22 protein-coding genes are annotated in these 20,451 nt (G+C 40.0%); 4 read left to right on the forward strand and 18 right to left on the reverse strand.

Annotated elements, in window-relative coordinates; all coding sequences use genetic code 11:
- Nucleotides 1-82 precede the first annotated feature (82 nt).
- Complete coding sequence (locus GBI66_RS15365; protein ID WP_151716679.1) at nt 83-1,048, reverse strand: D-glycerate dehydrogenase; 966 nt, start codon at nt 1,046-1,048, stop codon at nt 83-85.
- A 16-nt stretch (nt 1,049-1,064) separates the two neighbouring features.
- Nucleotides 1,065-1,712: a hypothetical protein gene (locus tag GBI66_RS15370; RefSeq protein ID WP_151716680.1), complete on the reverse strand. Its 648-nt coding sequence runs from the start codon at nt 1,710-1,712 to the stop codon at nt 1,065-1,067.
- 281 nt (nt 1,713-1,993) lie between these two features.
- Here GBI66_RS15370 and GBI66_RS15375 point away from each other — a divergent pair, with 281 nt between their 5' ends.
- Together GBI66_RS15375 and GBI66_RS15380 are read left to right on the forward strand one after the other, a co-directional pair.
- Nucleotides 1,994-3,094: an MBL fold metallo-hydrolase gene (locus GBI66_RS15375; protein ID WP_151716681.1), complete on the forward strand. Its 1,101-nt coding sequence runs from the start codon at nt 1,994-1,996 to the stop codon at nt 3,092-3,094.
- Nucleotides 3,095-3,316: 222 nt separating this feature from the next.
- On the forward strand, nt 3,317-3,952 hold the full coding sequence (locus tag GBI66_RS15380; protein WP_151716682.1) for an SDR family oxidoreductase: 636 nt from the start codon (nt 3,317-3,319) through the stop codon (nt 3,950-3,952).
- Nucleotides 3,953-4,026: 74 nt separating this feature from the next.
- Here GBI66_RS15380 and GBI66_RS15385 read toward each other — a convergent pair whose 3' ends face one another.
- On the reverse strand, nt 4,027-4,623 hold the full coding sequence (locus GBI66_RS15385; protein WP_151716683.1) for an FMN-dependent NADH-azoreductase: 597 nt from the start codon (nt 4,621-4,623) through the stop codon (nt 4,027-4,029).
- A 98-nt stretch (nt 4,624-4,721) separates the two neighbouring features.
- Here GBI66_RS15385 and GBI66_RS15390 point away from each other — a divergent pair, with 98 nt between their 5' ends.
- Nucleotides 4,722-5,642, forward strand: a complete 921-nt coding sequence (locus tag GBI66_RS15390) for a LysR family transcriptional regulator (protein WP_151716684.1) — start codon at nt 4,722-4,724, stop codon at nt 5,640-5,642.
- A gap of 63 nt (nt 5,643-5,705) precedes the next feature.
- On the opposite strand, the gene GBI66_RS15395 is transcribed toward GBI66_RS15390, so the two are convergent.
- The 11 genes from GBI66_RS15395 to GBI66_RS15445 all read right to left on the reverse strand — a co-directional run bounded on the left by GBI66_RS15395 (nt 5,706) and on the right by GBI66_RS15445 (nt 16,637).
- The gene (locus tag GBI66_RS15395) at nt 5,706-6,458 is read right to left on the reverse strand and encodes an SDR family oxidoreductase (protein WP_151716685.1); all 753 of its coding nucleotides are present in this window, start codon (nt 6,456-6,458) and stop codon (nt 5,706-5,708) included.
- 20 nt (nt 6,459-6,478) lie between these two features.
- Nucleotides 6,479-7,309, reverse strand: coding sequence for an SDR family NAD(P)-dependent oxidoreductase (locus GBI66_RS15400; protein WP_151716686.1), 831 nt, complete (start codon nt 7,307-7,309; stop codon nt 6,479-6,481).
- A 78-nt stretch (nt 7,310-7,387) separates the two neighbouring features.
- Entirely contained in the window at nt 7,388-8,305 is a 918-nt protein-coding gene (locus GBI66_RS15405) for an alpha/beta hydrolase (RefSeq protein ID WP_151716687.1), read from the reverse strand.
- A gap of 38 nt (nt 8,306-8,343) precedes the next feature.
- Nucleotides 8,344-9,270, reverse strand: a complete 927-nt coding sequence (locus GBI66_RS15410; RefSeq protein ID WP_151716688.1) for an alpha/beta hydrolase — start codon at nt 9,268-9,270, stop codon at nt 8,344-8,346.
- Between the two features lie 241 nt (nt 9,271-9,511).
- Entirely contained in the window at nt 9,512-10,405 is an 894-nt protein-coding gene (locus GBI66_RS15415; protein WP_151716689.1) for an AraC family transcriptional regulator, read from the reverse strand.
- Between the two features lie 21 nt (nt 10,406-10,426).
- Complete coding sequence (locus GBI66_RS15420) at nt 10,427-11,578, reverse strand: NADH-dependent flavin oxidoreductase (RefSeq protein WP_151716690.1); 1,152 nt, start codon at nt 11,576-11,578, stop codon at nt 10,427-10,429.
- 92 nt (nt 11,579-11,670) lie between these two features.
- A complete protein-coding gene (locus GBI66_RS15425; RefSeq protein ID WP_151716691.1) occupies nt 11,671-12,585 on the reverse strand; it encodes an alpha/beta hydrolase in 915 nt (304 codons plus the stop codon).
- Between the two features lie 122 nt (nt 12,586-12,707).
- Complete coding sequence (locus GBI66_RS15430; RefSeq protein WP_151716692.1) at nt 12,708-13,586, reverse strand: AraC family transcriptional regulator; 879 nt, start codon at nt 13,584-13,586, stop codon at nt 12,708-12,710.
- Nucleotides 13,587-13,634: 48 nt separating this feature from the next.
- Nucleotides 13,635-14,543, reverse strand: a complete 909-nt coding sequence (locus GBI66_RS15435) for an AraC family transcriptional regulator (RefSeq protein WP_151716693.1) — start codon at nt 14,541-14,543, stop codon at nt 13,635-13,637.
- A gap of 179 nt (nt 14,544-14,722) precedes the next feature.
- On the reverse strand, nt 14,723-16,021 hold the full coding sequence (locus GBI66_RS15440) for a Y-family DNA polymerase (RefSeq protein WP_151716694.1): 1,299 nt from the start codon (nt 16,019-16,021) through the stop codon (nt 14,723-14,725).
- 4 nt (nt 16,022-16,025) lie between these two features.
- Complete coding sequence (locus tag GBI66_RS15445) at nt 16,026-16,637, reverse strand: translesion error-prone DNA polymerase V autoproteolytic subunit (RefSeq protein ID WP_151716695.1); 612 nt, start codon at nt 16,635-16,637, stop codon at nt 16,026-16,028.
- 292 nt (nt 16,638-16,929) lie between these two features.
- Between GBI66_RS15445 and GBI66_RS15450 the strand changes: the two genes are divergently transcribed.
- Nucleotides 16,930-17,160 (forward strand): hypothetical protein, encoded by a 231-nt coding sequence (locus GBI66_RS15450; RefSeq protein ID WP_005183397.1) that lies wholly within the window; start codon nt 16,930-16,932, stop codon nt 17,158-17,160.
- 189 nt (nt 17,161-17,349) lie between these two features.
- On the opposite strand, the gene GBI66_RS15455 is transcribed toward GBI66_RS15450, so the two are convergent.
- The 4 genes from GBI66_RS15455 to GBI66_RS15470 form a co-directional block, all read right to left on the reverse strand.
- Complete coding sequence (locus GBI66_RS15455; RefSeq protein WP_005183398.1) at nt 17,350-17,577, reverse strand: hypothetical protein; 228 nt, start codon at nt 17,575-17,577, stop codon at nt 17,350-17,352.
- A gap of 256 nt (nt 17,578-17,833) precedes the next feature.
- Nucleotides 17,834-18,163 carry a hypothetical protein gene (locus tag GBI66_RS15460; protein ID WP_005183401.1) on the reverse strand — a complete coding sequence of 110 codons (330 nt, stop codon included), beginning with the start codon at nt 18,161-18,163 and terminating at the stop codon, nt 17,834-17,836.
- Between the two features lie 184 nt (nt 18,164-18,347).
- Nucleotides 18,348-19,313, reverse strand: coding sequence for a LysR family transcriptional regulator (locus GBI66_RS15465; protein WP_151716696.1), 966 nt, complete (start codon nt 19,311-19,313; stop codon nt 18,348-18,350).
- A 137-nt stretch (nt 19,314-19,450) separates the two neighbouring features.
- Entirely contained in the window at nt 19,451-20,431 is a 981-nt protein-coding gene (locus tag GBI66_RS15470) for an MBL fold metallo-hydrolase (protein ID WP_151716697.1), read from the reverse strand.
- Nucleotides 20,432-20,451: the final 20 nt, after the last annotated feature.

Consider the following 20,451-nt stretch of genomic DNA (forward strand, 5'->3'; position numbering starts at 1 on the left):
CGCAAGTGTATCAATATTAATCAGCTTAGAAAGATGAGATCGCACAATAATGCAGCAATCAAGTTGTCTGCATTGTAAGCAATTATTCGAACTTTGGATTCACCAAATAGCGAGGTGTACGATCTTCCAATGCATCAATCAGATTCTGATAAGCAAGATCTACCATTTTTTTGCGTGTTTCTGCAGTTGCCGAGCCCAGATGCGGTACAGTCACAGCATTTGCTAATTCAAATAAAGGAGAGCTTTGCAAAGGTTCTTTGGTATAAACATCTAGACCAGCTGCAAAGATTTTGTTTTGCTGTAAGGCCTGAATCAGTGCATCTTCATCCACCACCGAACCACGAGCAATATTCACAAATACTGCATGTTTCTGCATTAAATCAAACTGTTCTGCACCAATCAGTGCTTTAGATTCAGTATTTAAATCGACCGCAACGACAATGAAATCAGACTGTTGTAACAACTGATCTAAGTCACGATATTGGGCATTAAATGCCTGTGCAATTTCGATCTTTTCACGGCGATTATGGTACAAAATATTCATATTGAAACCATAGAAACCACGACGAGCAATGGCAGCTCCAATATTACCCAAACCAATAATACCTAAGGTTTTCCCGAACACATCAACACCGAATTGTTCAGTTGAAACGGTTCGTTTCCATTGACCCTGCTTGGTCCATGCATCTAATGATGGAATTTTACGTGCTGCACTGAGCAATAATGTAAATGCAAGATCAGCGGTCGTTTCTGTCAGTACATGTGGGGTATTGGCAAGCCAAATTTTCTTTTTATTGAGATAGTCGACATCGTAGTTGTCGTAGCCAACGGAAACCGTAGAAATAACTTTGAGTTTTTGTGCGGGAGCTAAATTGCTTTCATTCAGTAAACGCCCTGCACCAATCATGGCATCAGCATCAACCACCTCAGTTCGAATCTGTTCGTTGATATCACCAAGCTTCGGGTTAAGGACCACCACCTGATAATCTTGCTGTAACTTTACTAAAACATCCTGATCTATTTGGCTGAATACAACGACTTTCTTCATTATTACATTCCGTTCTTTATTGCATAAGTTGCCACAACCGTCTTTTCAAAAGCGGTTGAGCAATCATTTCTTCTAAACTCGCTAAATGTAATATATTAGAATGCTGGATAAAGTCCAGTTGACCTAAGCATAATATTTTCTTATTGGTCGCAGTGGCATCGATAAAACCTTGAATATACGAAGACAGCCCTCTGCTTTCCTGAAAAGCGACCAAGGGAAATGGCCATTTCAACTCTGCGTATTGACCCAATCTTGCTTTTTGAATATTTTGCCATAATTGCTGTTCTGCATCATTCAACTGGCTACTTTCTAATAAAATGGCACAGTTGTCCAAAACATACATTTGCAACTCAAGAGCCTGAATCTGAGCCGTAATAACAATCTGTTCTTTTTCAACGACAGCTTCTTTAGCGACAGGCTCTACAACAACTTTCGTCTGTTGAGGTATTTCAATTTCGGTAATTGGTGTCGTATGCGCAGGTGTAACTGGAGTCTCTTGAACAATCGGAGCCGAATCAAATGCAAGCACTGTCGATTGTGAGACCTCATCAACCACTTGATCTCGCCATAAGTTCGGTGCAGTATTTTTTTGACATACCACTTCTCTAGGAATCCAAACATCGATTCCCAAAGTTGCCAATATGTTTCTCTGCTGCCCGATCATCTTACCTACTCATTCTCTTGACTCACAGTCATTTGCAATGCTGTAACATCGCATAGTCTAGCATAAACCAAGTCGCCCTAAATGACTTCCTTTTGCTCAATCACGTCAATACAAATCCAATTGCATCATTAGGAATACATTTCTCGTTAGTTTAGGCAAATATTCAATAACAATAGGCAAGTTTTCATTCGTCGACTTTTAGACAATATTTCATCATTTTGTCGCTTTTACTTTTTATTACTGTTGTATCGAATGCTCAAATGAAAAGGTTGACGCTCTCTATGCTTATTCTTTTTGCTATCGCTGTCGTTCTGCTCATTGCTGGCAGTGCCATGTATGCCCAACAACCCCTATTTGGTAAAATCCCTTCGGGTCAACGCCTACAATTAATCGAGAATTCTCCCAATTATCGACAAGGCCAATTCCGTAATCTCATCGAAAAATCAGGCATGAGTGAAGGCTCAAATATTGCGGTAGAACTCTACAAAACCTTTATCAAAACCATTCCGCATCGTAACCCCATCGATCCAATCCCTTCCATTAAAACCAATCTCCTCGCCCTAGACCCTAAACAAGATGTCATTATTTGGTTTGGTCACTCATCGGTCTTTATGCAACTGCATGGTAAAACCTTCTTGATCGACCCTGTCATGAGTGGCAAAGCTTCCCCTTTCCCGTGGGGCACCCGTGCTTATAAAGGGACAGATATTTATAAGGTTGAAGATTTACCCGACATTGATTATTTGCTGATTTCACATGACCACTATGATCATCTGGATTACGAAACCACGCTTAAACTTAAAGACAAAGTCAAATACGTGATTACAGGCTTAGGTGTTGGTGAACATTTTGAATATTGGGGTTATCCCAAAGAGAAACTGATTGAAAGAGACTGGGGTGACAGAATCGAGTTTGATGATGGGATCACCATTATCACTGAAACTACCCATCATGACTCTCGCCGCGCTTTAGATGGCGGTAAAAACCTTTGGGTTTCCTTTGTGATTCAGTCCCCACATAAAAAGATTTTCTATACAGGTGATGGTGGCTATGGCAAACACTTTGTCGAGATTGGACAGAAATACGGTCCTTTTGATTGGGCCTTGATGGAAAATGGTCAATATGATGCTGCTTGGCGTTCAGTGCATTGCCATCCAGATGAAGTGGCTCAGGCCACGGAGGAATTGAAGGCACGTAATATGATTCCCGTACATCATTCAAAATTCAGTTTGGCTAAACATGCTTGGTACGAGCCAATTACCCGTATTGTCGAATATTCACAAAGCAGGAAATATCGTCTTGCTACACCAATGATTGGTGAATTAGTAGAGCTAGATAATGATCGCCAATCCTTTAAACAATGGTGGAAGAATATCCGTTAATTAAACAATCCCTTTCGATTAAGAGCCTCATTCACATATGGGGCTTTTTATTGAGCGCATTGACAGAATGAAAAATAAAGCTGATCAAATTAGGCAAACAACTGAGCATTTCAGGTCAATCCGTTTCGTATTTTTAGGCTTAAATAGAATCATCAAAGATCAAGAAAATGACATCCACATGCCTTTTCTTAAATGATGAATCTTAAACAAAGGTCGTTAAAAATGAAAAATATATTAGTACTTGGTGCATCAGGTCAAATTGCTCAATGGGCCATCGAGATGTTGGCAAATGAACCTAACCTGACCCAAACATTATTGGTGCGTGATGCAAAGAAATTAGGAACTGATTTGCCAGCCAATGCAAAAGTTGTCGAAGCTGATGTTTTGAATCTCGAGCAATTAAAGCAGGCTGTACAAGGGCAAGACATTGTTTACGCCAACCTTGCTGGTGAATTAGAACAACAAACACAAAATATTATTTCAGCCATGCACAGTGCAGGTGTTCAGCGCATTATTTTGATTAATTCCTTAGGCATCTATGATGAAGTCAAAGGTAAATTTGGTGAATGGAATCAGAATGAAATTGGCAAATACCTTGGCCCATATCGTAAAGCAGCCGATTTATTAGAAGCCTCTGATCTGGATTACAGTATTTTGCGTGCGGCTTGGCTCATGGATGAAGATGAAATTGATTATGAAACCACTGCGCGTAATGAAGACTTTAAAGGCACGGTTGTTTCACGTAAAAGTGTCGCAGCCTTAGTGGTCAAAATCATACAAACACCAAGCTTTGCCTCACGGGATAACTTAGGTGTGAACAAGCCCAATACAGATGCAAATCGCCCCTATTTTATGTAAATATGAAAAAATCGGACAATCAGGCACCTGATTGTCCGACTCTACCAATGTCGGCAGTAAGGGGTCTCAGATTGTTAAATGGCAATCTGTTGTACTTTTAGGTGCGCCTGTTTTAACGCATCAACTTTTAAAGCAGACATGTCTAAACCTTCTGCATATACAAACTTAACGTCATGAATGCCCATCAATCCTAAAACAGACTGAAGATAAGGCGTTACTGCATCTGTGACCTGCCCAAGATGAATACCGCCACGGCTGCTCATTACGATTGCCTTTACGCCTTCAACTAAGCCTTGTGGATAGGTTTCGGTATATCGAAAGGTATGACGAGCACGTGCCACCAAATCGAACCAGTTCTTCAACTGTGTTGGCACATTCAGGTTGTACATTGGTGCACCAATCAGTAATAAATCTGTTGCTTTAAGCTCTGCAATCAATTCATCTGATAACTGAATAATTTTTTGAATCGGTGCTGAAACATGCTCTGCACCACGCAGTGCATGGAAAATTTCCGCATCCAATACAGGCAAGTTAAGTGTTGTTAAATCACGGATGATTACCTCATCCTGTATGCCTTTTTCAGCACGTTGTTTTAAAAATACATCGATCAAACGGCTGGTCTGTGATTGATCACCCATAATGCTTGATTTCAACACCAACACTTTCGCCATGTTTGTTCTCCATATCTTGATGGAGACATGTTACTACTACAACTAAATCACCAGTAGTGATAATATTTCTATTTATTGATTCCCAAATATCTACAATCATGCAAACTGAACTCAGTACAATTTCAATATTTGTGACAGTGGTCGAGGCAGGTAGCTTTAGTAATGCCGCAGAGCAATTGCATCTAACCCGCTCGGCGGTCAGTAAAAGTATTGCGCGTTTAGAGCAACGTTTAGGTGTGACTTTATTTAAACGCACCACCCGAACCCTCAGCTTAACGGCGGAAGGTACGCTGTTTTATGAACACAGTCAGCGTGCTATTGCTGAAATCCATAGTGCAGAGAGCTTATTAGAGCAAGGTAAAATCAGTGCAACCGGCTTATTAAGAATTTCGGCACCTGTTCTGTTTGGTCAACTCTATATCGCCCCACTAATGGTAGAACTCGCACAGCAACATGCTGATTTGCAGGTGGAACTTTCATTTAATGATCGAACTGTCGATTTGGTCGAAGATGGTTTTGATTTAGCCATTCGTATTGGTGCTTTACCAGATAACCATCATTTGATTGCGAGAAAGCTAGGCGATCATCGGATGCTGCTCTGTGCCACCCCTGAATATCTCCAGAAATCAGGTCCAGTAAATCACTTAGATGATCTACTACAACACACCACGATTGCCTTTCCCTCATCAGGGCATTTGCCAAAATGGCAACTACAAGATGAAAACAAGCAGCTTTACGCGATCAAGCCCAAAGCAAAATTGATGTTAAATGATATGCAGGCAATTAAAAATACGGTGTTGTCACATCATGGCATTGCATGGCTTCCCGATTGGCTGATTCACAAAGAACTGCATGATGGCAGTTTAGTTCAGGTCTTGGCAGAGTTTTCCAGTGTCGATTTCCCTATTCATGTTGTTTGGCCAAGTTTGTCTTATATGCCATTAAAAACACGTTTGGCGATTGATCGACTCATTCAGCACTTACCACCAGCTCTATCAAGCAATCGAAATATCCCCTAAGAAAAAAGAAAGGCTAAATTCCTTTAGCCTTTGCTTCATATCAATACCGAGATCTCTTTCTTCTTACAATAAAGCAACCTGTGGAAAAATTGCATCTTTGAGTTCAAACTCATTCTCAGCATTAACCATACCTACGGTTTTATCACTTAAATAAAGCTGATAAGCGCTTTCAGCAAGCTGTTCAGCCGTCATCAACACTGCACCGTTATACAATTCATTGATATCGATCCCACTACCATCTGCGGCAACATTATGAAACTCACTTTGCGTTCCAGCAGGGGCAAGCACTTTTGCTCGCATATTTTTACCCTGCGTCCGCAAGCTAAAATCAAGACCTTCAGTAAATGATGAAACATAGAATTTTGTCGCACAGTATGGAACTGCAACATCAACCTCAGCGTATCCTCCTACAGTTGACACATTGATTAATACCGCATCTTCATCCACATAGTCTTTGACATAACGTAATGATAAATCAGTGAGTGCGCTGACATTTAAGTCAATCATCTTCATGACTTTGCTTAAATCTGCGTTCCAAGCTAAGTCATAGTCACCAAAGCCTGCATTATTAATCAGTACATCAATTTTATGATGCTTGACTGTGTCATATAACACAGCCGTTTGCCCTGATACGGCTAAATCAAAGATCTGATTTTCTACTTGAATTGAATAACGGTTTTCTAAATCTTGCTTAATTTGCTCTAAAGCTTCACTGCGACGTGCAACTAAGATCAAATTGAAACCTTGTTGAGCGAATTGATAAGCAAGTGCTTTACCAATACCCGCACTTGCACCTGTAATTAAAGCTGTTTTCATTTTAAGTCTTACCTATTGAATTAATAATCAGTACTTCGAGTTAAAGCTTCATGCTGCTTAATTTCATCTAAATGAGACGTCAAGGTTGGCATCACATAGTCAATCGCATCATTGCCAATCAATAGCTGTTTCGGTGGATTGTCCATTGCAGCCACTTGCATCACCACTTGCGCCAATTTGGCAGGACTGCCCTGTTGCTGTCCATCTGCAGCCGACATCAAGGCCTTGGTATTACCCAATGCTTCGTAATCTTTATGTAGCTGCGTCCCATATTGTGTTGAACTTTCACTTAAAAACTCAGTACGGAAAAAGCCTGGCTCAATCGTAGTAACCTTAATTCCAAATGGTGCAACCTCATCTAATAAAGCCAAACTAATCGCTTCGACTGCAAATTTTGAAGCTGAATAAAACACCGCATTGGCAACGGCTTTTACTCCAGCAATTGAAGATGTATTGATGATATGACCTGAACGTTGCTGACGCATAATCGGCAATACCGCACGGAGTACGTTAGATGTGCCAAAGACATTGGTGGCAAATTGCTGTTCAATTTGTGCTGCGGTCACCTCTTCAAAACGTCCGAGCAATGGATAACCAGCATTATTAACTAGAACATCAATCTGTCCAAAACGCTTTAGTCCAATCTCTACAGCGGTTTTAACCTGCTGTTCATCACGAATATCAAGCTCCACCAACTCAATCTGATCGCTAGGAAAATTTGAATAAAGTGCCTTAAGTTTGCTTAAACTTCTCCCTGTCGCAATCACCGAGTCCCCTTGCTGAATCGCTGCTTTAACAATTTCAACACCCATTCCGCGTGTTGTACCTGTCACAAACCAAATACGTTTCATTGTGCTACTCCCACATCTTGAAAAAAAAAAACAGGCCACTTTAAAGTGACCTGTTGAGTTACTTTAAGGACGGTGTGATTAAAGTTTTGTGCTAAAGAATGGAACCAATTGAGCGACCGCTTCATCAACAAAATTTAGTTTGTCGTAGAGAGACATATGGTTGGCCCCGACTACTACATAAAGTTGTTTATCCGTACTCGCTGCACGATTAATCAAGTCCTCACTCATCCATTTACTACCTGCTACACTGCCTGCAATGGCCAATAAAGGTTGAGTAAAAAATGCTTCAGCTTTGTTATAGGCATCATAAGTAATGATTTGAGTTAAACTGCGTGCAGTAGCAAAACCCGGTGCATTTGGATGTTCCGCACGTGGGGTATGGTAATACTCCCATGCTTCACGCAATTCTTCATTTGGTGCATCTTCTTCTCGCAATGGCGCAAGCGGAATTGTTGCAATCTCAGCGCCACTAGCATCTGAGGTGCGGGCATCGGTACCTGCTTGGATATAAGGGATCGCATCTGCATCTTTGACATTGTTCTCCCAGCCATTACGGAACATTTGACCAATGTTAACTGCACTGACCATACCGACAGCTTTGATACGGCGATCATTAATGGCGGCATTTGCGGTATAACCTGCACCTGCACAAATCCCCATCGCACCAATACGGTTATTGTCGACATAAGGCAGTGTTGTTAAATAATCAATCACAGCACTGACATCTTCAGTGCGAACATACGGGTTTTCTAACTGACGAGGCAAACCTGTACTCGCACCTTGATAAGAAGCATCGTAGGCAATCGTGATAAAGCCATGTTCAGCTAACTTACGCGCATATAACCCAGCCGTTTGCTCTTTAACACCACCGCCTGGATGGCTCACCACCACTGCAGGGTAAGTTTTACTTTCATCAAAACCTTCAGGGAAGTTGATTACTGCTGCAAGGGTAATCCCTTGACCATTATGATTTTGGATACTGATTTCTTTTGACATTTTCATATTCCTCTATTGAGATTTTTTGTGTTTCAAATTTAAAGATGTGCTTTAAAAAATGGGATTACTTTTGCCAGTGCTTTAGCAACAGGCTCTGGTTGATCGTACAATTCGTAATGCGAGGTATTTTCTAATACCAATAATTCTTTATGTTTCGATGCTGCACGACGTACAATTTCATGACCATCACGATAAGCACCGAATGCTCCTGGCTTATCACCGATGACGACTAAGATCGGTTGTGTTAATAGAACTTCAGCCAAGTGAAATGCATCCCAACCCAAAGCCACACTCATGCGGGAGAATAAGGCACTGGTTGCGCCATTCGGTTGCTGACCACGCGCAGTTTTGTAGTATTCCGTCGCTTCGAGTGGATCAATATCGGTAATTCCCGCTTTTTTACCTTCTTCTACAGATGGTGGCAGTAAATCATTCACTAACAATGCTGCACCACGAGCTTCGGCAGTACGTTGTTGTGCGATGGCCTCAAGCCCTTCAATTAAAGCCTCACCTGTTCCACCATAACCTTCACGGGTCATACGACCAAAGTTCACGCCAGTGATTGAAGTCACGGCTTTAATCCGTTTCTCGGTCATCGCTGTGTTGAGTACATAAGCGCCTCCACCACAGACACCTAAAGCACCAATACGATTTTCATCGACAAAATCCTGAGTAACCAAATAATCGACGGCATAACGAATATCTTCAACACGGTGATATGGATTTTCGATAAAACGTGGTTCACCACCACTTTCACCTTGGAATGATGCATCAATGACCAGTACCACAAAGCCTGCATCCGCTAAGGCTTGACCATAAATATTGCCAGAAGTTTGTTCTTTACAACTTCCAATTGGATGAACACTGACAATGGCAGGATATTTTTTGCTTTTATCAAAATCATTTGGGAACAGGATATTGGCTGCCGATTCCCATGCTAGGTTTTTATATTTCACAGTTTGCATATTGAGTACCTCACTCGTGAATTATGCGTAACGACAATCCGTTTCAGCTTGGATTTCTATCTTTCTATGTACTCAGTATAGGAGGATCGACTGTGATTGAATTGCCTATTCCAACAGGAATTTTGCCTATTTTGTTTATTCATACTTATTAAAATTTAATAATATTTTTCAATTATATATAAAATAAAAAGCCTATCTCCCCATAAGGAATTAGGCTAAATCTTTATAAAAGATAAAACATTTAAATGAGTTGTAATTCTTGAATATCACGTTGTGGTGCTGTACCAAATAAACGTGAGTATTCACGGCTAAATTGTGATGCACTTTCATAACCAACCAAGCCCGCGGCATGCCCGACATCAAAGTGTTGATTCAGCATTAAATGTCGAGCCTCCTGTAAACGAAGTTGCTTTTGGTACTGCAACGGGCTCATACCCGTAATTTCACGGAAATGCTGCCTAAAGGTTGAGGGGCTCATATAAACCTGCTCAGCCAAGTCATCCATACGAATCGCCTGAACGAAATTGTGCTTTAACCAAGCGACAGCCTTCGCAATTTTTTGACTGACTGAACCTGTTTTAATCAATTGACGCAGATATACCCCATTCGGCCCAGTCAATAAACGAATCATGATCTCTTGTTGCAAGATTGGCGCAAGCTGTGGCAATAACACGGGTTCATCCAGTAAATTTACCAAGCGGCTAATTGCTTCAAGCAGTGTGTAATCCATCGTTTGAATACCAAATGAGGGCTGAACTTTTTCTTTCAAATGAATCTGCCCCATCTCAGCAACCATGGCAGTAATCATCGGCACATCAAGTAACAACATCAAACCTAAAAAAGGCTGGTGGTGACTAGTTTGGCGTGTATGGCTAATCACAGGAATATCGATTGTGGTCAACATGGATTGACCTGCGCTATAGGTCAAAATCTGATCCCCAATCATAATCTGCTTTTCACCCTGTAATACAATCCCCAGCCCCAAGTTATAAATACAATGTGTCGCACTGGTAGCTGAACGGCGATGTAAAGATAAGGCAGGAATCGCTGTTTGATGATCGCCATCAGTTTGAATCAGACGATTTACGCTATTTGATAATAAAGCGATTACATCATGGCTGTTTTCTGCAATCATCGTCTGATCCTCTCGAGTGGCTTAAATCGTTTCAGTACTGCGAATGTTGAACCAACCTTCTCTGACCTGTATTTCCTGCCAGAGATGCTCAGGAATACTCAATTCAGGAACATCAGCAGGATTTAGTTCAAGGGCAATCTCATAGAATTGTCCAAGCTGTGCCAACGCGACCCAGTTCGGATTCATCACCAAGGCTTTACCAATGGCAATCAGCGGTAACCCGAGACCTAAAGCTTGTTCAGCCTGTTGAGGTGTGCGTAACAAACCTGCAGCAATCACAGGAATTCGATCTGCCACCCGTTTTAATACATGTTGAATACTAAGTTGTTGCTGAAGATCATGTTTAGGCACTGAATGCAGCACATCTGCTAAAGACACATGTAAATAGTCAATCTCAGTTGCAATTAACTGATCAATCAGCTCCAGACTGTCTGCAATAGACAAACCATTGTCTTCATACTCTTCAACAGAAATGCGATAACCCAATGCAAAAGGACCTTGCGCATGTTGTTGAATAACACGCTGCACTTCCGCGACCACAGCTAACGGAAATGCCATTCGTTTTTCGAGTGAACCGCCCCATGCATCATCACGTTGGTTATATAAAGGTGAAAAAAAGTTTTGAATGATAAAGCCATGTGCACCATGCAACTCAACCCCATCAAATCCAGCTTCAATCGCTCGACGTGTTGCTTCACCAAAATCATCAATCAACTGCAGAACTTCATCATAAGATAATGCTCGACTGGAAAGTTGTTCAGTTTTAAACGGACCCGCAGTAATTGCCAAGCTACTTGCACTGACAACATCTGCATCAGCAATCAAGTTTGGAATCGCTTTGATACCTGCATGAAAAATTTGTAGGATTGCAGGTGCTCCGCCACTTTTAGCTGCTTGAGCCAATTGGGTCAGACTCGGTATAAAGCGATCATCAAAGCCAGCAAACTCGCGAGTAAAGCCAATCCCATTTTCTTGTACATGGGTACAACCTGTGATCACCAAACCGACATCGTTCACACGCTTACGCATGTACTCAAGTTCCTGAGCTGAAATCGTACCGTCTTCATTTGCTGACCAAGTTGTCATTGGTGCCATAACGATTCGATTGCGTAAGTTCAAATCTGGAGTTAATTGAAAAGACTGGAATAATTTAGGATTCACTGAACACACCATGATTCACCTCCAACAGGAGATTTTGCAAAAATAGAAAGTTGATCAGTCACCTGACCAACTCAAAACACCGTTTTTTGAACAACAAGCCAGAATTAAAGATTGGCTTGATAGAATGGAATTAACTTATCTAAAGCAATTTTGACTGGCTCGGCTTTGTCATATAGATCGTAATGAGACCAACCTTCGACAACCACCAATTCTTTATTTTTTGATGCAGCGCGATTGATGATTTCAAAACCATCACGATAGGCACCGAAACCACCAGGCTTACTCCCCACAATAATCATCAAGGGTTGCGTTAATAAGATTTCTGCCAAGTGGAAAGCATCCCAACCCACAGCAACTGCATTGTGAGAGAACACCGTTTTATTGACGCCATTCGGCTTTTCGCCTCGTGCTGTACGGTAATATTCGGTTGCTTCTAATGGATCGATATCGGCATGATCGGCTTTTGCTGCTTCTACCGTTGGATATAGACCTTGATCAACCCGAAGTGCTGCGCCTCTTGCTTCAGCTGTTCTTTGAGCTGCAATGGCTTCTAAGAATGCAATCGGATTACCGCCACTGGCTTCACGCATGACCCGTCCATAGTTCGCACCTGTAATGGTTCCTACAGCTTTAATACGGCGTTCAGTCATGGCTGCGTTGATCGAGTAACCGCCACCACCACAGATGCCCAAGACGCCAATTCGATTTTCATCGACATAATCCAGTGTAACTAGATAATCGACAACAACACGAAAATCTTCAACACGAAGTGAAGGATCTTCAATATAACGTGGCTCTCCTCCACTTTCGCCTTGGAAACTAGCATCAAATGCAATCACTACAAAACCCGCTTTAGCAAGTGCTTCACCATATACATTGCCTGAGGTCTGTTCTTTGCAACTACCAATCGGATGTGCACTAATAATGGTTGGATATTTTTTAGTTTGATCAAATTCGGGTGGAAAATATAAATCTGCGGCAATATCCCAATAGGTATTTTTGATTTTAACTGCTTCCATTTCTTCACCTCTTGAATGTAGGAAAGAGTAAGCAAAGATCTCTTTGCTGATAACATCAGTTTAGAGACTCGCTGCAAATCAAAGTTGCCTATTTTTAAAAATAGTTTGCCTATTCTGAGGTTTTATTGTTGTAAATCTCGGCTAGGCGTACTGCCAAATAATCGTGAATATTCTCGAGTAAATTGCGACTGACTCTCATAACCAACCGAATCAGAAATCTGCTGCATATTCATTGCTTGGGATAAAATCAGCTTTCTGGCCTCTTGTAAGCGCAACTGTTTTTGATACTGCAGCGGAGTCATGCCCGTGATTTGTTTGAAGTGATTTGTTAATGTCGCGGCACTCATATTGACCTGTTCAAAGGCATCTTGTATGCAATTTTCCTGAAGAAAATGATGTCTCAACCATTGAATCAAGGTAAAAATATTTTTATCCGAGACACTTGCCTTGACTAAATTACGCAAATAAACACCGTGTTGTCCGACCAGTAAACGAAGAATAATTTCTTGCTTGATGATCGGTGCCAGTTGCTCAATCATTGTGGGTTCTTCGATCAAATCCACCAAACGAGTCAATGTATTCACCAGAGCGCTATCGAGATACTCAATTGAAAATGCAGGCAGATTTTTTAGCTTAATCTTGTCATCTAATGCCTGTACCGTTTCAATAATCAAGTTCAAGTCGAGTGACAGCATCATTCCGAGAAAAGGTTCTTGATAAGATGCCTGTGTCACTCGACTAATGGCGGGCAAATCAATGGTGGTTAGCATGCTTTGACCAGCACCATAGCGATATACTTTATCCCGAATAAGGACCTCTTTTTGTCCTTGTAAAACAATGCCTAGACCAAGTCCATAAATGCAATGAATAGACTGTTTGGCTGTACGTCGATGTAAAGAAAAACCTGAGATTTCAGTTGAGAAGTCATCAGCATGGATAAGCCCATCAACTTTATCAGCTAATATTTTAACCAAATCTTTTGTTTGATCTGATGCATACATAACTCAACCTATCTAATCCCACATCGGCCTTCATACAGAAGAACACTGTTATAAACCTTGCCGCATACGTTGGATATCGCGTTGCGGAGACTCACCAAATAAACGGCTATATTCACGGCTAAACTGAGATGCACTTTCATAACCGACCAAACCAGCTGCTCGCCCTGCATCAACATTTTGGTTAAACATCAAATGTCGAGCTTCCTGTAAACGTAACTGCTTTTGGTATTGCAATGGACTCATCCCCGTTACAGCACGGAAATGCTGCCTAAATGTCGATGGACTCATAAATGCTTGATTGGCTAGATCGTCCATACGCATTGGCTGCACATAATTATGCTTTAACCAATTCACCACTTGGTGGATCTTTTGATTGGCCGAACCCGATTTCACCAGCTGACGTAAATATGTGCCATGCGGACCATTTAGCACACGGACAATAATTTCTTTCTGAATCAAAGGCACAAGATGAGGCAACATCAGCGGTTCATCTAATACCTTGATCAGCCTTAAAAAAGCATCAATCAAGGGTGTATCAACAGCTTCCACCGTAAAAGAATGATGTGTAACTTCTGCAACAGCGCTGTTTTGTGTAGGCATTTCTGCCACAACCTGATTCACCATTTGTAAATCAAGCAATAATAGAACCGCTAAAAATGGTTTTTGTGGCGAAGCTTGCACGATATGCGAGGTGACAGGCAAATCGATGGTGGTCAACATACTTTGCCCTTCAAAGCATTGATAGACTTGATCACCAATTACAACTTGTTTTTGTCCCTGCAAAATAATGCCAATTCCCAAGTTATAAATACAATGCGTACTGTCAGTCGGATGCATTCGACTGTGAAACGAAAGTTGAGGAATCACAGAAATGTGATCACCAGATTGCTCAGCAAAATGCGAAACTGCCTGAGTCAACTGATCCATATTTACATTTCTTTCAACAGAGGTCGCCATAGCAAATTTATTTATCCAGATAAAGTTTAAAAAATAGAAGCAATTCATTGATAATAAAACATTAATCTATAGGGTCAAATACACTTTTCTCTTCAATAAAATGCGCTGACTCAAGATTTATCATGCAGCTAAAAATGAGTAAATAAGGGTTTAGTAATGATTAGCAGTAAATAGCCAGCTTATCCGATCTTTAAAACTTGATCCCAATTAGTCAAATAACTCGGTGATTTATGATTTTGCGTCATACGCCATGCCCGCCCATGAGGGGTGATTAAACGCCCCAACGTCATCGTGTCTCGTCCGAACTTTTCATTAATGCTATCAAAAGCCACTGAAAGATTTCTTCGAGCAATCAGTTCATCGGTATCGTGAAATAAATCAACAGCATGACTATGTTGCGGAATGATGTCTAACAGGATCACTTCCGCTTTTTTATAACGATGCCCAGCTTGAAAAATGCGATCAAGCCCCTGCTGTACCGCTTTGATAATCTCTAAACGATCATCACTGTAGTCAGGCAAATACACGACTGTATAAGGTCGATAATACTGATCTTTATTAAAACGGTTAGTACGAATACTTACCCCAACCGCCTTACATAATAGTTTCTGAAGGCGTAAGCGTTCTATGGCACGTAAACTAAATTCAGTCAGTGCGCCACTTAAATCACTTTTCTCTTGAATCGGCTGTCCAAATGAACGGCTACTCAACACCTGTTGACGATCCGTCACGACATCCTCAAGTTCTAAGCAAGCCATACCTTGTAATTCTTTGACTGTATTTTCCATCAGCACTGAAAAATACTTTCCCATCATTTTCGCATCTGCTTGCAGCAAATCCATCACAGAGTAGACATTCATTTTTTCCAAGCGTTGTCGAATCTTACGACCCACACCCCACACTTCCCCCACAGGCATATGCTGCAACAAATCTTCAATCACGCAAGGATCTTCAGCAACGATATTACAGACACTATTAAAACAGGCATGCGTTTTGGCGAGATTATTGGCGAGTTTTGCTTGAGTTTTGGAATAACCAATCCCGATACAGCACGGCAAGCCTAACCAGTTTTTGACGGTATCTAAAATCTGATGAGCGTACGCAGTCAGGTCATAACTTTGTTGATAGGCAGTTAACTCTAGAAAGCATTCATCAATCGAATACACTTCCTGCTCACATGGATCGACAAAGCTGCCCAATATATTCATGAAACGGCGCGACATTTCCGCATACAAGGCATAATTACTTGAAAAAACCTCAACCTGATGCTGCCGAATAATCTCGTCAATCTGAAAAAAAGGCACCGCCATCCGAATACCAAGCTGTTTCGCCTCATAAGAACGAGAAACCACACAACCATCGTTATTGGACAGGACCACCACAGGACGATTTTCCAGCTTTGGATTGAACACGCGCTCACAACTGACATAACAGTTATTCACGTCAATCAAAGCAAAAATACGTTGTGGCAGACTCATGGACTTATCTCATCGGTTTCAGGTTATAGGTCACAACACCCCAGATCAGTAACTCTTGTCCCTCGCTAATATAAATATTCTGGTAGTCAGGATTCTCTGCTTTTAACCACACTTTAGGCGGGCTGAAATGATGATCAACCATTAATCGCTTCACGGTAAAATCATTGTCAATCAAGGCAATCACTATATCCCCGGATTTGGCAGGAAGACTACGGTCCACCACCAAAGGATCATCGATATCAATGCCCGCATCTAACATCGAAAGTGAATTTGCTTTCACAATGAAAGTAGAATTTTCGTTACGAATTAAAAACTCATTTAAATCTAAAGCTTGTTCAACATGGTCTTGGGCAGGCGACGGAAAACCAGCGGCAACACGTTCCGTTGCCAATGGAATGTGATAAAGTCGATCATTCTTAGCTTGGACATTTTGTATTTTCATTGATGTCGTCAAATCAGTTTGAGTACCCGTTTTGACATTATTCAGTAACCAATTTTTGATGAAATCAACTTGAGATTCGGGAACACGAATGACTTTGGTCGGCTCACTGAATTGTGCCTTCCGCCCAGCATTGCTTCTTGCCCCCCCATGTTCAAATTCAGTTTTTTTGGACATAATTTCCCCCTACCCAAGCTTAAAATACTTTCAATTAATTTAACTTGAAAAAGTTACAAATTCAAGTTGACGTACAATTAATTTTGCATAACAATAAATCTATAGATCAGATTTTAGCTTGTTTAACTTAGACAAGGATGTAAGACAAACTAAAATTATTGTTTTAAATGAATGACTTATTTTATTTTTACTCAGTTCAAAAATGTTAAGCCATTGATCTAATTCATTAATCTATTTGATCTCTCAGCAGTTAGGTTTTATTCAAAATATTTTTGATGTGGAGACATGAAAAATGAACAATCGACGTGATGCTATTCTTGGTTATGCTGACGAACAACATGCTTTCTTTATTCGCCTGATCGAGAACAATACTGTGTTAGGTGATAGCTACGGACTATTTTGTGACAACCAAAATAGTGAAGCCGCAGAAAGTATTATGACCACACTTTTTTTAAAGAAATCTTTTTGGCTCAATGGTTCTGAATTTAATGATATTGTTAAAGGGCTTAATCCAATTAATTAATCGAACCGAGACAAAAGAACATATAATTTTGATCGATAAAAGAGCTTAAGTGACATTTAAATTGTAAGCTCTTTATTTTTTCTCATAGACCTCATTTGGTTTTACATCATGTGCCCTCTCTCAAATAAAAACCCACTTATTGGATTGAACATAAGTGGGTTTTTACATAGTTTAAAAACAGGGCTAAATTCAGATAAATCTTTTGTCATTCACTGGCGCAACCAATTTATAGATTTTTCCATCGATATCACTTTCAAACAATAAGTCGATATTTGGAAAAATGATATTTCCTTCTACTTCAATATGTTCAACCCGTTTAAAAAAAGGAATATCATGGTCTTCTAAATCATTCAGCTGTGCAACGACAACAGATTCGTTTTCTTCTTGGTCCTTGACGATGACTGTAATCTTATCCATAACAGTTCTCCCAATAATATTGTTCATAGCACTATGGGAATTTTTTTTAACCTTGTCGACTAAATGGTTGTAACAAGAGTTATAAGTATTAGACTTTTATTAATTCATTAGTTAAGTACTTGAAATTATCCTCAAATAAATAAATTCCATTAATATTTATTTAACTAAACAGTTACAGTGAAGTAGAAAACGTTTCAAAATGCTTCACTGCATTCCCTCTCAATATAGCGATATCCCACACTAAAGTAAGGCAATTTTACTTACTGGTTAACCCATTAGATATTTCGTTCTTATTTTTATCAGTCGATTTTTCAACACTTCTCTCTGCTTCATTTTTTAACTCAAGATATTCTCTTGCATCTTCTCGTTTATGAATCCCCCCTAATTTTAATGCTTGTGTATCCACCTCAGCATCAATATCGGCCTTTTTTGTAGATTGCTTAATAAGAGAATTTTTGTTTTTTTCAGGTGATACATTGCCAAAATGTACTTGTACCGCTGGATCGACATCGCCCCCAAAAGTTTCAACAGAAAAAATAGCTGTTGATGTCATCAAAGTCAGCACCCACCATCGCATGTTTCTCATTCTCAAGTCCTAATTGATTTTTAATTTTAAGGCCAATTTTATCATATCCTCTTTGCTTTCATGCTTTAAAACAGCTTTGCAAAGCTTCAAATTGCTTATATTTATACAATAATTCATCGAGCTACCCTATATGAAAACGACATATGAATATCAACAAATGAATCATATCTCTTCAGCGCAACATTTAGGTGGAAGCAACAACCAAGCTATCGATAAAATAAAGCCCTAAATTCAAAATGATAGCAAATTGAATGAAATAGCGTTCTTTTATAATTTTTGCAAAATAGTTTACTTGATCTAAATCTTTTTTATCGGCGTAAACGATCCCAACTTTTAGATTGATATCAAAATCATTGACGGGGACAACCTCCAGATTAGAGTTCTTCTCAGAATACTTATCAAAAAAAGGTTTAGGAAATATCCCCAATCCATCACCATTTACAACACTATTTAATTGAGCCTCTATCCCGAAAACCTCCTTATTTGCATAAAAAACTGAGCCTTTTTCATTGAGTTTTTTATTTAGGCTTTCTCTAAAACAGCAACCTTCTGGATGTACTACCCAACCCTTTTTACTACACCGTTCTAAAGTTCTGTATTCTTTAACACCATTCTTTAGCGCAACAACAACCAAAGGTAAAGTTCCAATATTTTTGAAAAACAAATGTTCCGAGAGATGAAGATTGGAAGGAATCATGACAATAGCAAGTGCCAGCTCTCTACCATCCACCTGATGAATAAGGCTTCGCCCCCATCCACTTTGCATTTCAATTTCAGTCGAATAATGATCAAACTTATATCGATCATCGATATATTCATATAAGTCATCTACCAAGGTATTCGGAAGTCCTATTTTTATTTTTTCTAGTAATGATCCCTTTTTTTGTTGATGAAAATTTTCCAACTGCTCCAACTGTTCAAGAATATGACGTCCTTTGAAATATACTTGTTCACCAAAATGCGTTAATTGCAAAGGTCTACTTTTACGGTTGAACAGTTTACCCTTCAATTTTTGTTCAATATTATTGATCCGCTTCGTTACAGTTGACTGGTCAATACCTAGCTTTTCTGAGGTTACTGTTAAAGATGAATTCTCAACAGCGTATATAAAAATTTTTAAATCTCTAATATCTAACACTTTCACACTCATTTATATTTTATTTAAATACATTTCAAATAGATTTACGCTTTGCTTATCTAGAAAAAGGCTGCCTCTGATGTCATGCACCAGAGCTGTATTGAGTGATCTCCTAAGAATAAAATTTCAGTTTTGTTGGCTTATGATTGTTACCAGTTGCCTCTACGGTGGTTACTCACCCAACGGTACATGCCCTGAATATTTGGTATTTTCATTGTGCTAAAAGCAATCCACGTTTGAACTTGAGGGCTGAATTTTACGTTACGGTAGAGTTGATCCCATGACTGCCCGGCCCGAACCAAGTCCAACACTTGCTGATGTAAGTCTACGAGATAGTTGCGTAACGCAATCTGATCCTCACGAGTTGCAGGCGTATAGTGTCCAACATCAATAATATCGACATCCTGATTAATGACCCAATTTAAAGTATCAATCCAGCCAGTGTAATAAAAGTCGAGGAAATCGTTATAAGGCATGCTTTTACTTTCACAAACATCCGTACATTGCAGTGCCTTATATTTAGGGAACAGTACCATGACCATGCTATCCGAATGGCTTGGTGCAACGTAGTGTAATAAAACCTCTTCACCTCCCAAGGTAATTTTCATATCCTGATCAAAAACACGGTCTGGCAATGCAGTTGCTAATTTTTCCCCGACAATCGGTTCAATACTGCGTTGGTTGGCAACAATCGTTGCGCCATCTGCTTTAAAAACTTGCCCACCACTAATATGATCCGCGTGAGCATGGGTATAAACCACATACTTTACAGGGACACCGAAACGTTTTTTGATTTCATCTTTCAACCATACAGATGTACATGTCATTGCAGGATCAATCACCAAAGCACCTTCTTTAGTGATCAATACTAAACCACTGTGTACCGCTAAGCCTGCCCCTGTGGTATGCCGATAAAGATTTCCTTTCACTTGGGTTAAATCTCTCGGATTATCAGGACAAGCCGCTGCAGTAAAATCTGTTAAAACTGGACGATTCTGATAGATTGATTGATCGACAGAATAGCCATTATCTTTCGCAAAAATGGTACTGATCGGTAACGACAGCAATAATGCTACAAAAATTTTATTGCTTAGAACCAACCTAATCCTTTGATTTTTCATTGTACTCATATCAGAAACCTACATTGCGA

The sequence above is a fragment of the Acinetobacter sp. TUM15071 genome, from assembly GCF_008980925.1.
In the GTDB taxonomy this organism is placed as follows: domain Bacteria; phylum Pseudomonadota; class Gammaproteobacteria; order Pseudomonadales; family Moraxellaceae; genus Acinetobacter; species Acinetobacter dispersus.

Coding starts and splice junctions, on each gene's coding strand:
- GBI66_RS15440 (WP_151716694.1), bottom strand. CDS start 16,021: ATGAGTCTGCCACAACGTATTTTTGCTTTGATTGACGTGAATAACTGT.
- GBI66_RS15400 (WP_151716686.1), bottom strand. CDS start 7,309: ATGAAACGTATTTGGTTTGTGACAGGTACAACACGCGGAATGGGTGTT.
- GBI66_RS15420 (WP_151716690.1), bottom strand. CDS start 11,578: ATGGTGTGTTCAGTGAATCCTAAATTATTCCAGTCTTTTCAATTAACT.
- GBI66_RS15450 (WP_005183397.1), top strand. CDS start 16,930: ATGAACAATCGACGTGATGCTATTCTTGGTTATGCTGACGAACAACAT.
- GBI66_RS15415 (WP_151716689.1), bottom strand. CDS start 10,405: ATGATTGCAGAAAACAGCCATGATGTAATCGCTTTATTATCAAATAGC.
- GBI66_RS15390 (WP_151716684.1), top strand. CDS start 4,722: ATGCAAACTGAACTCAGTACAATTTCAATATTTGTGACAGTGGTCGAG.
- GBI66_RS15425 (WP_151716691.1), bottom strand. CDS start 12,585: ATGGAAGCAGTTAAAATCAAAAATACCTATTGGGATATTGCCGCAGAT.
- GBI66_RS15410 (WP_151716688.1), bottom strand. CDS start 9,270: ATGCAAACTGTGAAATATAAAAACCTAGCATGGGAATCGGCAGCCAAT.
- GBI66_RS15375 (WP_151716681.1), top strand. CDS start 1,994: ATGCTTATTCTTTTTGCTATCGCTGTCGTTCTGCTCATTGCTGGCAGT.
- GBI66_RS15455 (WP_005183398.1), bottom strand. CDS start 17,577: ATGGATAAGATTACAGTCATCGTCAAGGACCAAGAAGAAAACGAATCT.
- GBI66_RS15365 (WP_151716679.1), bottom strand. CDS start 1,048: ATGAAGAAAGTCGTTGTATTCAGCCAAATAGATCAGGATGTTTTAGTA.
- GBI66_RS15370 (WP_151716680.1), bottom strand. CDS start 1,712: ATGATCGGGCAGCAGAGAAACATATTGGCAACTTTGGGAATCGATGTT.
- GBI66_RS15470 (WP_151716697.1), bottom strand. CDS start 20,431: ATGAGTACAATGAAAAATCAAAGGATTAGGTTGGTTCTAAGCAATAAA.
- GBI66_RS15445 (WP_151716695.1), bottom strand. CDS start 16,637: ATGTCCAAAAAAACTGAATTTGAACATGGGGGGGCAAGAAGCAATGCT.
- GBI66_RS15405 (WP_151716687.1), bottom strand. CDS start 8,305: ATGTCAAAAGAAATCAGTATCCAAAATCATAATGGTCAAGGGATTACC.
- GBI66_RS15395 (WP_151716685.1), bottom strand. CDS start 6,458: ATGAAAACAGCTTTAATTACAGGTGCAAGTGCGGGTATTGGTAAAGCA.
- GBI66_RS15435 (WP_151716693.1), bottom strand. CDS start 14,543: ATGGCGACCTCTGTTGAAAGAAATGTAAATATGGATCAGTTGACTCAG.
- GBI66_RS15385 (WP_151716683.1), bottom strand. CDS start 4,623: ATGGCGAAAGTGTTGGTGTTGAAATCAAGCATTATGGGTGATCAATCA.
- GBI66_RS15460 (WP_005183401.1), bottom strand. CDS start 18,163: ATGAGAAACATGCGATGGTGGGTGCTGACTTTGATGACATCAACAGCT.
- GBI66_RS15465 (WP_151716696.1), bottom strand. CDS start 19,313: ATGAGTGTGAAAGTGTTAGATATTAGAGATTTAAAAATTTTTATATAC.
- GBI66_RS15380 (WP_151716682.1), top strand. CDS start 3,317: ATGAAAAATATATTAGTACTTGGTGCATCAGGTCAAATTGCTCAATGG.
- GBI66_RS15430 (WP_151716692.1), bottom strand. CDS start 13,586: ATGTATGCATCAGATCAAACAAAAGATTTGGTTAAAATATTAGCTGAT.